At 63.0% G+C, this 14,920-nt stretch carries 13 protein-coding genes; 5 read left to right on the top strand and 8 right to left on the bottom strand.

Going from position 1 to position 14,920, the window contains the following annotated elements:
* Positions 1 to 48 precede the first annotated feature (48 nt).
* The 5 genes from A0257_13330 to A0257_13350 all read right to left on the bottom strand — a co-directional run bounded on the left by A0257_13330 (position 49) and on the right by A0257_13350 (position 6,158).
* Complete coding sequence (locus A0257_13330; protein ID AMR27973.1) at positions 49 to 1,092, bottom strand: hypothetical protein; 1,044 nt, start codon at positions 1,090 to 1,092, stop codon at positions 49 to 51.
* A 562-nt stretch (positions 1,093 to 1,654) separates the two neighbouring features.
* Positions 1,655 to 2,440 carry a hypothetical protein gene (locus tag A0257_13335; protein AMR27974.1) on the bottom strand — a complete coding sequence of 262 codons (786 nt, stop codon included), beginning with the start codon at positions 2,438 to 2,440 and terminating at the stop codon, positions 1,655 to 1,657.
* Positions 2,441 to 2,524: 84 nt separating this feature from the next.
* Entirely contained in the window at positions 2,525 to 3,121 is a 597-nt protein-coding gene (locus A0257_13340; GenBank protein ID AMR27975.1) for a restriction endonuclease, read from the bottom strand.
* A gap of 44 nt (positions 3,122 to 3,165) precedes the next feature.
* Positions 3,166 to 4,485, bottom strand: coding sequence for a porin (locus A0257_13345; GenBank protein ID AMR29759.1), 1,320 nt, complete (start codon positions 4,483 to 4,485; stop codon positions 3,166 to 3,168).
* Positions 4,486 to 4,766: 281 nt separating this feature from the next.
* Positions 4,767 to 6,158, bottom strand: coding sequence for a magnesium transporter (locus A0257_13350; protein AMR27976.1), 1,392 nt, complete (start codon positions 6,156 to 6,158; stop codon positions 4,767 to 4,769).
* Between the two features lie 204 nt (positions 6,159 to 6,362).
* Between A0257_13350 and A0257_13355 the strand changes: the two genes are divergently transcribed.
* The gene (locus tag A0257_13355) at positions 6,363 to 6,935 is read left to right on the top strand and encodes a hypothetical protein (protein AMR27977.1); all 573 of its coding nucleotides are present in this window, start codon (positions 6,363 to 6,365) and stop codon (positions 6,933 to 6,935) included.
* A gap of 68 nt (positions 6,936 to 7,003) precedes the next feature.
* Positions 7,004 to 8,071, top strand: a complete 1,068-nt coding sequence (locus A0257_13360; GenBank protein AMR27978.1) for an alcohol dehydrogenase — start codon at positions 7,004 to 7,006, stop codon at positions 8,069 to 8,071.
* 80 nt (positions 8,072 to 8,151) lie between these two features.
* Here A0257_13360 and A0257_13365 read toward each other — a convergent pair whose 3' ends face one another.
* Positions 8,152 to 10,200, bottom strand: a complete 2,049-nt coding sequence (locus A0257_13365) for a metalloendopeptidase (GenBank protein ID AMR27979.1) — start codon at positions 10,198 to 10,200, stop codon at positions 8,152 to 8,154.
* Between the two features lie 188 nt (positions 10,201 to 10,388).
* Between A0257_13365 and A0257_13370 the strand changes: the two genes are divergently transcribed.
* The 3 genes from A0257_13370 to A0257_13380 all read left to right on the top strand — a co-directional run bounded on the left by A0257_13370 (position 10,389) and on the right by A0257_13380 (position 11,919).
* Positions 10,389 to 10,838, top strand: coding sequence for a hypothetical protein (locus A0257_13370; protein ID AMR27980.1), 450 nt, complete (start codon positions 10,389 to 10,391; stop codon positions 10,836 to 10,838).
* A 163-nt stretch (positions 10,839 to 11,001) separates the two neighbouring features.
* Positions 11,002 to 11,262, top strand: a complete 261-nt coding sequence (locus A0257_13375; GenBank protein ID AMR27981.1) for a hypothetical protein — start codon at positions 11,002 to 11,004, stop codon at positions 11,260 to 11,262.
* A gap of 153 nt (positions 11,263 to 11,415) precedes the next feature.
* Positions 11,416 to 11,919 (top strand): GNAT family acetyltransferase, encoded by a 504-nt coding sequence (locus A0257_13380; GenBank protein AMR27982.1) that lies wholly within the window; start codon positions 11,416 to 11,418, stop codon positions 11,917 to 11,919.
* 121 nt (positions 11,920 to 12,040) lie between these two features.
* Here the strand turns inward: A0257_13380 and A0257_13385 are convergent, their stop codons facing one another.
* Together A0257_13385 and A0257_13390 are read right to left on the bottom strand one after the other, a co-directional pair.
* Complete coding sequence (locus A0257_13385; protein ID AMR27983.1) at positions 12,041 to 12,469, bottom strand: transposase; 429 nt, start codon at positions 12,467 to 12,469, stop codon at positions 12,041 to 12,043.
* Between the two features lie 238 nt (positions 12,470 to 12,707).
* Positions 12,708 to 14,789 carry a hypothetical protein gene (locus tag A0257_13390; GenBank protein ID AMR27984.1) on the bottom strand — a complete coding sequence of 694 codons (2,082 nt, stop codon included), beginning with the start codon at positions 14,787 to 14,789 and terminating at the stop codon, positions 12,708 to 12,710.
* Positions 14,790 to 14,920: the final 131 nt, after the last annotated feature.

Genomic DNA, 14,920 nt, shown 5'->3' on the forward strand with positions numbered 1-14,920 from the left:
GTAAAAACAAGAGCGCCCGGCTGGGCCGGGCGCTTTGTAGTCAGTTGCTTAAATAACGTTGTCGCGGTTAATCAGGAAGGGCACGCACTCGCGGATGTCCGTCTGGGCCAGGATGAACTGCGCAACGCGCGCCATCCCTACCCCCGCGCCGCTGTGCAGCTTCACGTCGTGCTCCTCGTGGAAGCTCAGGTACCACTCGAAATCTTCGAGCTTCATGCCCTGGCGAATGAGGCCGGCCAGCATCGAGCTGGTTTCCAGCTTGTGGCGCAGCTTGGCCCCGTCAAACTCCCGCTCGGCCGAACCAGCCGACTCGCCGGCGAGGGGTAGCAGCAAGTCGCTGCTGTTCACCACGCGGGGGTCGTCGTCGTTGTTGCGCATGTTGAAGAACTTGATGTCGGCCGGGTAGTGGGTGATGAAAATTGGGCCCTCCAGCTCAGTCAGGCGGTTCTCCTCGGCCGCGCCCAGGTCGTCGCCCCACTGCAAGTCGGGGAAGCCGTTCGGCTTCAGCAGCTCAATCGCCTCGGCGTAGGTTTTACGCTTGAAAGTCAGGTCGATAATATCCAGCGGGTCGCGGCCGAACAGGGCCAGCTCCTTAGCGCACTTGATGGCTACCTCGCGGGCGGCGCTGTGCACGATGCCGGCCAGGTGGCCCAGCAGCTCGTCGAGGTCGCCGATATGCTCAATCTCAAACAGGGTGAACTGCGCCAGGCGGCGGTTGTCGGCGTTCAGCTCCTTGCGGAAGCTCTGGATTTCGCCGCACACGCGGCCGCCTTCCACGGCCTGGGTCAGCATCTCGATGTAGAGCTGATTGCTCTGCGGCAGGAACATCTTCTTGCCGTCGTACCAGTCCAGGGTAAACAGGGTGTCGGTATTTTCGCAAGCGCCGGTTACGCCCACGATGTGGGGCATGTTGTGAACCGTCACAAAGCCCTGCTCCTCACAGTATTTGCGCGCGCCGCGCATCATCGAGTCCCACACCTTTATCACGGCCATGCGCTTGGGGTCGGTGCTCAGGTTGCGGTTGCCGGCGTGGGCGGCGGTAGAGGAAACGGTAGCGGCGGCTACTTTCGGGGAAAGCGTGTTGGTATCCATAATGGAGTTGATGAGGGGAATTTGTAGTTGAGAAAAACTAAAAAAAACCTGAAACCTTAAAACCTTCACGCGCCGGCCGGGCACAAAAAAACCGCTTCAAACGAATGAAGCGGTGAATCAAAAAAACGAAACGAAAAGCGAATCACAGAACGACTGAAAAACGGGGCCAACGGCCTTCCGGTCTTCTCGCAGAACGGCTTGTTCGGCCGTCCCACGCTTCATCCACTGGTGGTTGAGTGCGTTCACGATGCAAAATTACGCGCTCCTTTTTAGCGGCCATGTTATCATTTACAAAAAACCTTTTGCCAGTCTTGAGCAAAAAAATATTTTCTGCGGCAGACCAGGATTTTAGGCCCTTTTAGGGCATCGCTGGCAGGTTAAAAAAAAGTTGCGGCTAGTCCGTCGTTTGCGTCTGTCAGGGAGGCTAGCGTAACTTTGGCTCTTTACTTCGGTAATGTCGCCCGCGCTGACTATTTCAGCCTAAGTGCATTACGAACGAAAAAGGCCGCCGCTCCTGCTGGGAGCGGCGGCCTTTTTTATTGACCAAAACAGCGCGACGAGCCTATTTAAACGCCTCATTCAGCACGCCCGCCAGCCGGATGCCGGCCTGCTGAATGCGCTGCTTCAGCTCGTCGGCGTGGGCGGGGTAGTAGCGAAAGTCGGGATTCGGATTCTGGGCCGCCTCGGCGTAGAGCTGGCCGGCGATGGTGTACGACTCGAAGAGCCAGTCGGCGGGGTCGGCCGTGGCCTGCCAGGTCTTGATAAGGGGGGTAGGCACGGCGCTGTCCTGCTGGCCCAGCTCGGTGTAGGTGAGGCCCTGGTAATCAAGCAGACCGCTGTCCCAGAGGCTGTGCAGGTTGGTATCCTTGCCCCGATAAGTCATTTTGATGTCGTTACCGCCCTTGTCTTCGGCCCGCCCGGTGTGCATGGGCTGGTGCATGTCGCCCACGATATGCACCACGAAGGTGAGCGCCTCGGCCCGTTGCGCCTTGTTCAGCGCCGGGTCTTTCATCTCCTTTATTTTCATCAATAAGACATTATATGCATTGGGCGTAGTCTGCGCTTTCACGACTTGCAGATACTGGTCGTGGCCCAGGCCCATCGCCGTGTTCACGTAGTGCCAGGGCGCGGTATCCTTGTACTCGGGCAGGTAGCGCATCTCGTCGGGCAGGGTGCTGACCATCGCCAGCGACTGCGTGCCGAGCAAGGCGGCCACCTGGCGGCGCGCCTTTTCAGTGAGGTGGTTTTCGGCGATAATGCCGATGGCGCGGTGGCCTTCCACGCCCCAGGCCCGGCCGGCCAACGGCAGCGCTGCCCACAAAGCCAGCGCAAACAACAGTTTTTTCATCAGTAAAGCAAGGGTAGCAAAGCGCAAGAACACCGCCACCGGCCCCGCAGTTGCAGCCCGCCGGTTACGGTTGCGGGAAGCCGATTAGTCTTCAGCAAAAATCTCGGTCCATTCCAGGGCCAGTCCGGGCACGGTGGCGACCGAAATAAGCCCCGGTTCGATATATTCCCCAGCCAGCTTATACTGGTCGTTATCAAGCACGTAGGCCGTTATAGTTTTCATGCCCGGATACACCATCCAGTACTCGCGCACGCCACTTTCCTCGTAGAGGTCAAACTTGGTTTTGGTATCGCGGGCCGTATTGCCGGGCGACACGATTTCGATAATCCAATCGGGCGCGCCCAGGCACCCCCGGTCGTCCAGCTTAGTCAGGTCGCAAACCACGCAGATATCAGGCTGCACGACGGTGGTAATCTGCTGGTCGCCATTTACACCGCCCGTAGTCAGGCGCACATCAAATGGCGCGATATAGACTTGGCACTTCTTACCCTTCAAAAACTGACGGATATTGGCAGCCATATTGAGCGCGTACACCTGATGCAAACGGCTTGGTCCTGCCATAGGCTGCATTAAACGACCTTTGATAAGCTCCACGAACTCGTCAAATTTCCAGGTCAGATAATCGGCGTAAGTATAGCTTTTGCTTAGGTCAAGCTGCGAAAATTGCGTGATGGGTTCCATAATTGAAGCCGGCTAGTGCTAGCGTAAAGATATCCCTACCCCCCTTAAAATTCCACGTGCAGGCGCACGGCCACGATATGCACCGGCCCCGGCAGGCGGTTGGTGTTGTAGCCGGGGTTAATCACAATCTGATAGTCGGGGCTGATGGCGGCGTGGTAGCGCGGAAAATCGAAACTATAATAGATTTCGCCGATGTATTCGAGGCCGTAGGCGAGCTGGCCATCGCCGAGGATGAAGCCCGAGCCGCCGGCGGCCAGGTAGGCGCGGTGCGCCGCCGAGAGGCCATTCGCCACGACCGCCGCGCCGAGGCGGTCGGTGGGCCGGTGCCAGCGCGTGCCGGTGCTGGTGAGGCCCAGGCTCAGGCTGCGGTCAATTTCGGTGAAGGCCCAGGTTTCGTTGTGGCCGTCGTTGTAGCTGAAGCGGCCGAATGCGCCGACTTCCTTGCTTAATTCTTGTTCCGCATTGATGATGAAGCCGTATTTGGTGCGGCGGTCGGCGCGCACGGCCGTCACGTCGGGACCATCGGGGCCGGCTTCCTGCACGGCCAGCCGGTAGCTGCCCATCGCGGCCTGGTTGCGGAAGCCCAGTAGCCGCACCGCCCCTGGGTGGCCATTCAGGATGAAGGGCTTAGTCAGCTCGGCGGTCAGGGCCTGGGCCTTGGCGTAGTTGTAGTCGAGGGTAGGGCCGTTGGCATCAGCGGGCATGGCCCCTACCCCGGCGCGCAGGGCCAGGGCGGGCGTAATGTACTCCAGCACCGCGCCCACGGTGTAGCCGCGCACGTTGGCGGGGTAGTCCCAGGAGCCGGCGCTCATCAGGCTCCAGTTGAAAAACTGCGTGCGTGGGTCGTGCGCGTAGCTATTTTGGTCGAAGTAGTCGGCCACGCTGAACTTGCCCACGTTCAGGGCCAGGTAGTGGGTCGGGCGTCGGCCGGCCACCTCGTTGAGGTCGTCGGGAAAATCTTCCGTTTCTGAATTCAGCGCCCAGATTTGGCGCACGTAGAGCCGGGCCAAATAAAGCTGCGGGGAGGGGTCGCCGATGCGGAAGGTTTCGCCGTTGGGCGCGCCGCCGATGCCGGTGGCCCCGCTCAGGCCGCTGCCGCCGGCCACCTCGGGGTTGAAATACACGGCCGCGTTTTTCCACAGCCGCCGCCCGATGAAGAGCGTGCTGGTGAACGAGAGCTTGGCGTTTTCGCGGGCCAGCAAGCTGTGGTCGCCCGCGTAGCGCGGGCTCAAATCCTGGTGCCACTGCTGAATAAGCGTCTGCTGGAAGTGCAGGCTCCAGCCATCATCGTCGCGGTGCACGGCATCGGGGGCCGAGGCAGCGGCGGGTGTTTGGGCGGGCAACGTGGAAGCGGGCGGCGTCACCTGGCCCTGCCCAAAAGCGGCCTGCGCCAGCAGGCCCAGAGCGGCCACGGTCAGCGCCCGCGCATAATAAAAAGTCATTCAATCAAAAAGGTGAGCCATACGGACAATCCACGCTCCGCAAAAGTACGCTCCCTACATAAGCCAAATTAGAATTTCATTAATAATTCATGTATTTTAGAAGAAGACAAGCCGGGTAACTCAACCTCCACAAGCCGGCACGTTTTAAGGAGAAGTCGCCGGCCTCCCTACCCCCCGCCGCGCGAGCAACGCTGGCAAAGCCCCTACAGCAAGGTGCCGTGCAGAAAGAGATACGCCACGGTGAAGTAGATAACCAGCCCCGTCACGTCCACCAGAGTCGCCACGAACGGGGCCGAGGAGGTGGCCGGGTCGAAGCCGACCTTGCGCAGCAGCAGCGGCAGCATGGAGCCGGCCAGCGAGCCCCACAGCACGATGCCCACCAGCGCGAAGCCCACGGCCAGGGCCAGCGGCACCCAGTGCGGGCCGTAGTCGCGCAGGTGCAGGCCCTGCCAGAGCGCAATGCGAATGGTGCCCACGATGCCCAGAATCACGCCCAGCGCGAGGCCGGCCAGCAGCTCGCGGCGCATCACCTGCCACCAGCGGCCCACGGTTACTTCGCCCAGGCTCATGGCCCGGATGATGAGCGAGGTGGCCTGCGAGCCGGCATTGCCACCGCTGCTGATGACCAGCGGCACGAACAGGGCCAGCACCACGGCCTTCTCGATTTCGCCCTCAAAAAAGCCCATTGCGGTGGCCGTAAACATCTCGCCCAGAAAGAGCACGACCAGCCAGCCGGCGCGCTTTTTCACCATTTTAGCCAGCGGAATTTCCAGGTAAGGCTCGTCCAGCGATTCGGAGCCGCCGAGCTTTTGCATGTCGCGGGTGTCTTCGCGCTCGCGCAGGGTCAGGATGTCGTCGAGGGTGACGATGCCCAGCAGCACGCCCGCCGCGTTGGTGACGGGTAGGGCCACGCGCTGGTAGCGGCGGAAGTCGGCCAGGGCCGCATCCTGGCTTTGCAGGGCATCGAGGCACACGAAAATATTGTTGCGCACCTGCTGCACGCGGGCCGTGGGCTCGGCCACCAGAAACTCCCGAATGTGCACGTCGTCAAGCAGTTTGCCATGCTCATCCACCACGTAGAGCATCGTCACGGTTTCGGCGCTAGCCCCGTGCCGCCGAATATAGTCGAAGACCTGCGTCATGGTCCAGTCGTCGCTGATGGCGATGTAGTCGGGCGTCATCAGGCGGCCCACGCTGTCGTGCGGGAAGCCCAGCAGCTCCAGCGTCACGCGGCGCTCTTCGGGGGCCAGGCGCTCAACCTGCGTTTTGACGAAGGCTGCCGGCAGGCGCTGAAACAGGCCCGTGCGGTCGTCGGGGGCCATGTCGTTGAGAATGGCCGTTACCTGCTCGGGTGCCAGGTGGCCGAGCAGCTGGTTTTGCACCACCGGGGCCAGGTAGCCAAACACGGCCGCCGCCTGATGTAGCGGCAGCAGCCGGAACAGGATAAGCAGCTGCGCTTCGGGCTGCTGGGCCACGAAGCGGGCCAGGTCGGGCGCGGGCCAGTCGGCCAGGGCGGCTTTGAGGGCGCGAAAATCGTGCTGAGCGAGGAGCGCGCGCACGTTTTCAGTAGGTGTAAGGGTAGCAGCGAGGGCCATAAGCGCGGGCAGAAAACGGGGTTTGTCCGCTCTTACGTAGCTCGTCACGAAATGTCACACCGTGCAGATAGTCAACCTTTTTCTCATCAAAAACTCACTCATTGGAATTTGTTACGGTAGCATATATGGCCGGACGGCCCAACCTGCGAGCGGCCGGCCTGGTTGAGGTAGCAGCGTATGCGCCAGCCTACTTTGTCTGCTACTATGGCTTCTTCTTTGCTCGCTGCTTTCCAGCCGTTCGGTGCCATCCCGGCGGCCGACCAGGCGCAGTTTCTGCTAGCCTGGGCCAGCCGGCCGGTGGCCGAAGGCGAAGCGTTATCGGAGGCCGGGGCCAGTTGCCAGGAGCTGTTTTTTATTGAGCAGGGCGTGCTGCGCCTGGTGGCGCACCCGGCGCAGCGCAAAGAGGTAACGCATTCGTTTCGGCAGGCTGGCCAGCTCTGCACCGTGCTGGCCAGCTTCGAGCAGCAGGTGCCGACACCCCTGCGCATTCAGGCGGCTTGCCCGGCCCACGTGCTGGTTATCAGCAAGGTGCGGCTGGAAGCACTCTGCCAACAGCTCCCGTACCTGCCGGGCCTGTTCGCGCAGCTCATTCAGCACGAGCTGCTGGCAAAGCTGCACCTGCAACGGAGCTATCTGGGGCAGGACGCGGCGGCTCGCTACGAAACCTTTTTGCGGTGCCAGCCCGAAATTGCCCGGCACGTGCCCCAGCGCATGATTGCCTCCTACCTGGGCATCACGCCGCAGTCGCTCAGCCGCCTGCGCAAAATCATGGGGTAGGGGGCTTTTTTACCATTTGGTAAGTCGGCCCGCCCGGACCTTTGCGCCGAACCAACCCACGCAAAGCAATGAAAGCGGCCGTCCTGATAGAATTTGGCAAACCCCTGACAATTCAAGAGTTACCCGACCCGCAGCCCGGCGCGGGCGAGCTGGTAGTGGATATAGTAGCCGCGCCGGTGCTCGCCTACGCCGCCGACGTGTACGGCGGCCAGCGGCAATACCCGATGCTGCTACCGCTGGCCGTGGGCTGTGGTGGCATCGGGCGGGTGCGGGCCGTGGGGCCGGACGCCACCCGCCTCGCGCCCGGCGACTGGGTATTCTGCGACCCCACCGTGCGCGCCCGCGACCAGGCCACCGCGCCCGACATTATGCTCCAGGGCCTGATTGCGCCCAGCCCCGCCGCCCTGAAGCTGCAAGCGCACTTCCGTCACGGCACCTTCGCCGAGCAGCAATTATTGCCGCTGGAAAACGCTACCCCGCTGGGAAATATGGACCCCGCCGACGCGGGCCGCTGGTGCGCCCTGGGCACCAGCCTCGTGCCCTACGGCGGCCTGCTGGCCGCCGAGTTGCGCGCCGGCGAAACGGTGCTCATCAGCGGCGCGACGGGCCACTTCGGCAGCGCGGCCGTGGCCGTGGCGCTGGCAATGGGCGCGGCCTGCGTGGTGGCCCCCGGCCGCAACGCGGCCGTGCTGGCCGACCTCACGCGCCGCTTCGGCCCCCGCGTGGTAACGGTGCAGCTTAGTGGCGACGAAGCCGCCGACACCGAAGCGATGCGCCGGGCCGCTCCCGGCCCTATTGATAAGGTGCTCGACCTCCTACCCCCCCTGCCCGACGCGACGCCGGTGCGGGCCGCCGCCCTGGCGGTGCGCCCCCACGGCACGGTGGTGCTCATGGGCGGCGTGCGCGTGGACCTGAGCCTGCCCTACGCCCACCTCATGCGCCACTGCATCACCGTGCGCGGCCACTACATGTATCCCCGCGAAGCCCCGGCCCGGCTGGCGGCGCTCGTCCGCGCCGGTCTGCTCTCGCTGGCTGATTTAGAGATAACCGACTTCCCGCTGGCCCAGGCCAACGAAGCGGTGGCGCACGCCGCCGCGCACGGCGGCCCGTTTCGCTACACCATTATCCGGCCTTAGGGAAGAGTGTAGGGTAAGCTTTAGCTTGCCGTCAGTAGCCCGCAACTGCTAAAACGGTAAGCTAAAGCTTACCTTACCCCCTACCAGATTTTCACCCGCGCCGAGTCAGGAATGTACAGCTTCTGACCAGGCTTCACGCCGAAGGCATCGTAAAAGGCGGGCACGTCGGCCATCGGACCGTTCACGCGGTACTGGGCGGGCGAGTGCACGTCGGTGAGCAGCTGCGAAGCCAGGGCTTCGTCGCGCACGTGCATTTGCCAGCCGAGGGCGTAGCCCAGGAAATAGCGCTGCACCGGCGTGAGGCCGGCCACTTTCTTACCCTCCTTATATTCCTTGGTCTTCTTAAAGGCATCGAGGCCGATGACAATGCCGCCGAGGTCGGCGATGTTTTCGCCGGCCGTGGCCTTGCCGTTGATGTGCATCGAATCGAGCAGCGTGTAGTGATTGAACTGCTTGACAATCACATTAACCCGTTGGTTGAAGTGCTGGCGGTCGGCCTTGCTCCACCACTCGTGAAGGTTGCCGTGGGCGTCGTACTGGCTGCCCTGGTCATCGAAGCCGTGGGTCAGCTCGTGGCCGATGGTGCTGGCCCCGGCGTAGCCGTACACGAGCGCGTCGTCGGCGTCGGCGTCGAGCAGGGTAGGGATGGCGAAGGCGGCGGCGGGCAGCACAATCTCGTTGTTGCTGGGGTTGTAGTAGGCGTTGTATGTCTGGGGCGTCATGCCCCATTCGGTGCGGTCCACGGGCTTGCCCAGCTTGTTGAGCTGGTAGTTATACTGCCACTCGTTGGCTCGCATCACGTTGGCGGCCAGCGAGCTGCGGTCTATTTTCAGGTTCGAATAATCCTTCCACTTAGTGGGGTAGCCCACTTTGGGCATAATGGCGTGGAGCTTGTTGAGGGCCACTACTTTGGTGGGCGCGCTCATCCAGTCCACGTTTTGAATGTGCTGGGCAAACGACGACATCACGTTTTTTACCAGCGTATCGTAGCGGGCTTTGGCCTCGGGCTTGAAGTATTCTTTCACGAATAATTGGCCCAGCGCATCGCCCAGGGCATCTTCTTCCATGTCGAGCACGCGCTTCCAGCGGGGGCGCATGGCCTTGGCCCCGCGCAGCTGCGTGCCGTAGAATCGGAAGTTCTCCTCTACGAAAGGCTGACTAAGGGTAGGCGCGTACTCGCGGGCCAATTGCCAGCTGAGGTAGGCCTTCCAGTCATCTACCGACTTGGTTTTCAGGAGTTGACCCACGGTCTGGTAAAACTCGGGCTGGCCCACGATGACGCTATCGACACTGGTGACGCCCAGCTGGCCCAGCCAGGATTTCCAGCTGATGCCGGGCGTCAGCTTGTCGAGCTGGGCCAGGGTCATCTTGTGGTAGTTTTTATACGGGTCGCGCAAGTCGGCGAGCTTGCGCGACGACTTGGCCAGCGTGGTTTCCAGCGCCATCACCTTGGCGGCGCTGGCATTGGCCGTGGTCGAGTCCTGGCCCAGCAGCTTAAACATGCTGGCCACGTGGCGCACGTAGGCGCGGCGGATGCCCTTGGTGCGGTTGTCGGTGTTGAAATAATAGTCGCGGTTGGGCAGGCCCAGGCCGCTTTGGTAGAGGTAGAGCGCCATCTTGTCGCTGTTCTTCTCGTCCTGGTTCACGCGCGGGCCGATGAGGGCGCGCACGCCCAGCCGGATTTCGTGGGCGATGACGCCCGGCACGTCGGCCGCCGTTTTGATGGCCGCGATGCGGTCCAGCTCGGGCTTAATGGGCGTGGAGCCCAGCTTATCGGCCTTCACCGAATCAATGCCCACGGCCCAGAAATCGCCGATTTTCTGCTGGTTGCTGCCGGCGGCGGCGCTGGCTTTGGCGGCTTCGATGCTGGTCGCGCGCAAGCGGGCATACACTTCCTTCTGCACCTCAATGCCGATGCCGGCGTTGCTTTCGGAGGCCGGAATGGGATGGTTTTTAATCCAGGTGCCGTTGGCGTAGCTGAAAAAATCGTCGCCTGGCGCCACCGTCGTGTCGAGGGCGGCGCGCAGCAAGTCGGGCTGCTTGCCCGCACTGGCCGACGACGACGTGGACGACGAATTACAGGCCGTGGCCAGGGCGGCGAGCAACGGCAGATACAGGTAATTTTTCATAAGCAAAAAGATGGGCAAGCCCTTACGGCCACAATAGTAGCGCCGCCCCGGCCACCGCGCAAGCTCCCGCAGCTCACCCAGATGAACGGCTCCTGAAGACCGAGTCGCCTACCCCCGTTTTTGCGCAGGCCCGACCCAACCAGCGGCCCGGCGCGTATGCTAATCGCGCGCGCCATACCCCCTGCCTTATGCCTCTTACCCGCCTACTTTTCCTCAATTTTACGCTGGCCACCTACCTCACCGGCGTTATCTGGGTGGTGCAGCTCGTGACGTACCCGGCGCTGGCGCTGGTGGGCAAGCCCGAATTTGGCCGCTACCACGCCGCCCACACCCAGGGCATGGGCTGGGTGGTGGGCGCGCCGATGGTGCTGGAGCTGGCCCAGGCCAGCTGGCTGGCCTGGGCCGCCTACCCCACCTGGGGCGCGGGGCCGGCGCTGGGGCAGCTGGCGCTGGTACTGGCGGTGTGGGCCGCCACGTTTTTTATCGCGGTGCCGTTTCACAACCGGCTGGCGGCCAGCGGCTACGACTACGTGGCTATTGACGGCCTCACCCGCACCAACTGGCTGCGCACGCTGGCCTGGACGGCGCGGGCGGCCTGGCTCGGCTGGCTGCTGAGCCGGGGGCAGGGAGGGATTTAGCTGGCCGTTTTCGGCGCTGGCTGGGGGGGTAGGGGACCGTACCCACTCCTTAACGGCAAGCTGAAGCTTACCGCACACTCCTTATTTACTCTGGCGGGCTAAGGCCTACCCTACACTTTCCCGCCGTAACTTGCGGCCTTAAATCCGGCTTTCTTGTATGATGATGAAACGCTTCCTGCCCGCGCTGCTGGCGTCGGCAGTCCTGACGCTGTCTCTGGCGGCCTGCAATGATGAATCGCCCGAAGGGGCTAATACGGGCTCTTCGCCCGACGACGTAGCCACCGCTCCCCTACCCCCCCTGCCCGCGGCCGTGGACACCACCGGCGGCAAAAAAGCCCCCGCGCCCGCCGCCAACAGCCCCATGCGCGAGCTGAGCGCGCCCAACGCCGTGGAAGATATCAAGAAGATGCAGCCGCAGATGTGAATCGCGGATTTATGCTGATTAGCTGCGCTGAACTGCGTTTGAGCAGATTTTACAGATTCAGACGAGTTTTTTAGCAGGTAGTGGCCTGGGTTAGTGAGTTGCTGGGCAGCTTATTAACCCAGGCTTTTGCGTAGTTGACTTTTAGCATTTTTTATGACAACCTCCCCTACCCTCCGCCGCGGCCAGGAAGCCGACCTGCCCCGCGTGCTGGCCCTCATTCAGGAGCTGGCCGTGTTTGAGCGCGCCCCCGAGGCCGTGACCAATACCCTCGACATGATGCGCCGCGACGGCTTCGGTCCCGCGCCGATTTTTGGCTTTTTCGTGCTTGAAAACGGCGACGACCTCGTGGGGCTGGCGTTATTTTACACCGCCTACTCGACCTGGAAGGGCCGCATGCTCTTCTTAGAAGACCTGGTGGTGACCGAGGCCGCCCGGCGCGGGGGCTACGGCCGCCAGCTCTTCGACGCCGTGGTGGCCGAAGCCCAGCGCACGGGCGCCCAGCGCATGAAGTGGCAGGTACTCGACTGGAACGAGCCCGCCATCGCCTTCTACAAAAAGCTCGGTGCCACCATCGAAAGCGAGTGGCTCAACGGCAACCTTAGCGCCGAGGAGCTGCGCGATTATCGGTTTGCGGGGAGCAAGGAGGTGGTAAAATAGTGAGGTAGTGGGGGGTGAAGTGGTGACTAAACGACTATGGACTGTAAGTCCATAGGTTTGAAGCCGAATGAAATTCGGTAGTTTCGGCTAAAGCCGACTGAAAGCCTCCACTGGAAGTGGGTTATTCCAGAATAAAATTCTCGTCCCCATTCGGCTGGTCTTTGTGATGGTTCAAATAGGCTTCTAGCAATTCGTCCGTGATGTTACCTACGCTCCACGCCCCGTACCCAATCCCCCAGAAATGACCGCCCCAGTACCGGCGCTTGAGTTCGGGGAATTCTTGTAATAAGAGCTTGGCGCTCCGACCTTTCAACCGCCGCATTAAGTCGCTCACCCCCAACGAAGCCGGATATGATACGTGCAAATGAATGTGGTCTTTACTCACCACCCCTTTGAGAATCTGCACGTCCAGCGTATTGCATGTCTGCCGCAATAAGTCCCGACAACGCAGTTGCACCTCGCCAACCAGTACTTTATAACGATACTTGGTGCTCCAGACCAGATGCACTTCTAACCGATGAACCGAATGACTACCTGTCCGCTGCTTCATCGTGCAAAGCTACCCGACCGCCAGATGTGAGTAGCAACTAAAGTCTTGCCCTAAAGGGCATAGCTTTAACTAGCGTGCTTGAAAAGTAAAAGAACGTCATGCTGAGCTTGTCGAAGCATCTCGCGTGCTGCACTAACCTCAATCCGTTCAACGAGGCGAGCGAGATGCTTCGACAAGCTCAGCATGACGTTCTTTTACTCATCAGCTCACCCCTCACCATTATTCCCTACCCCCTCACTCACAGCCGAATAAACTTAACAGTGCGGCTGCCCTGGTCGCTGGTGAGGCGCAGCAGGTAGAAGCCGGGGCGCAGGCCGGTGGCGTCGAGGGTGAGGATGTTGGGGCCGGCCTGCACGGCCACGCGCTGGCCCCGGTAATAGCGGCCCAAATCGTCGTAGAAGCGCAGCACCAGGTCGCCGCTGGCGGCGGCGGAGTAGCTGAGCTGCAATTCGTTGCCGGTGAGCGGATTGGGAAATATCTGCGCGTCGGCGGTGGCGTCGGTGCCGAGCGGAATGGGTGCCGCGTAGTCGGTGCTGCCATCGGGCCGGCGCAGGCCCAGGCGGTAGTAATGCCCGCCCGCCAGCGGCTGCGGGTCGATGAGGGTGTATTGGCCGCTGGTCTGCCCGGCGGCGGCGGCGGCCACCACTTGCCAGCCGGCCGCTGCCGCCGTGGTGTCGAGGCCCGCGCTGCGCTCCAGCACGAAGCCCGTGACGAAGCACTCGGCGCGGGTGCTGAAAACCAGGCCGGGCGCGGGGGCTGCCGCCAGCGCCGTGAGCGGCGCGGGCAGCAGCCCTACCCCCCCGCAGCCCCGGTTACGAAAGCTGCGGGTGCGCAGCACCAGCCGCCCGCCGGCCACGTCCGATACCGGGTCGAGGGTGCGCAGGTTGGCTCCCGCCGCGATGCCGTAGTGCATAATAGCGCCCGGCCGGATGAGGTGCGACAGCTGCTGCGCGTGGCCCAGCTCGTGCACGGCCACCGACTCAAAATCGTACTGCCCCGGCCCCGCCCGCGCCGGCCCAAACTGAAAAGGCAGGCTGTTGGTAAACTGCTGGTCGATTTCGGAGACATAGAACACGACCTCGCCCTGCGCATTATAACAGCCTTGGTAATAAGAAGTAGTGCGCCCCAGCACCCGCGCCGGCAGCGTGCCATCATCGAAGGCGATGACGTTGCTATTGTCTGAGGCGATGGTGTTGGCCGGGGCATCGGCTCCCAGCTCCCAGTTGATGCCCGAGGTGCAGCGCCACTGCGCCAGCGCCCGCTGCCAGGCCGCGCCCGCCGCCGCATTGCTCCGAAAGTTGGGGCTGAAATGAAACGTGAGGCCGCCCGTGGCATTGGTAGCCACGTGGCTGGGGCGGTCCACGAAGGTGCTGGCCGTGTTATCGACGTTGGCAAGAGCATAGACAATGGTGAGCGGCGCGGCCGTGGTAGTGGCGGTGCCGTCGCTGGTCGTGACCGTAACAGGCCCCGTGCCGGCGGGGTGGGCATTGCTGGCCAGCGACGGCACCCGCACCTGAATCTGGGTGTCGGTCCAGCTCAGGTAATCGCGGGCCAGGGCGCGGGTGGTGGTGGCACCCCCATCGTCGGCATTGCGAAAATCGACGCCTCCGCTGCCCTGGCTGCTCCCAAAGCCACTGCCCCGCAGGGTGAGTACCATGCCCGTGCCGGCCGTGGTCTGGGCCGGGCTAAAGGCGGTGATGCTGGGTGCCAGCGTGCGTTGGGTCGTGGCGGGGGGGGTAGGGCTGGCGGCGGCGGCCAGGCGCGGGTTGGCCCGCAGCAGCTGCGGCACCTGGCCGCTGAGCGCCTCGGTCTGCCGCTGGGCGGCGGCCCAGGTGGGGTAGGCGCGGGCGGGCTCGGCAGCGGTGCCCTGGGCCAGGTTGTAGGTAATGACGCCCTGGCTGGACGCGTAGGCTGCGTAGGCCGGCCCTACCCCCGGCCACGGCGCGGGTACCAGAAAAAAGATTCCCTGCTGGCCCACCGGCAGCGGGCGCAGGGTGCTGGTCAGCTCCTGCCGGGCCAGGCCCACCTGGCCGCCCTCCACCAGCAGGGGTAGGGCGGCGGAGTCGGGCAGCGCGCCCTTCAGCACCCGAAACACGCGCAGCCGCTGCCGCGTGAAAATATGCTGGTGCGTGGCGTCCCATTCGCCTTGCGCATCAAGCACTTCGGCTTCCACAATGAGCTGGGCGGCTTGCACGCGCTCGGCGGGGAGCAGGGGCAGCAGCAGGCAGGGCAGGGGCGCGGGCTGGGCGGCCAGCCGGCCCAGGCTCGCAGCCAGCAGCAGCGGCAGCAGCCCCCGCCGCAGGGTTGAGAAAAAGCGCATGCACGAAAGTATCACCGCGCCGCCCTACCCCCGCCGCCGCCGCCAACGCAAGCCCGGCACGCTTTCTGAGCGGAGCACCCGCCGGGGGCGGCACTGCCCTGGCCGGCCGTATCTTCCTTCCCACTCTTGAT

It is taken from the genome of Hymenobacter psoromatis (genome assembly GCA_001596155.1).
GTDB lineage: Bacteria > Bacteroidota > Bacteroidia > Cytophagales > Hymenobacteraceae > Hymenobacter.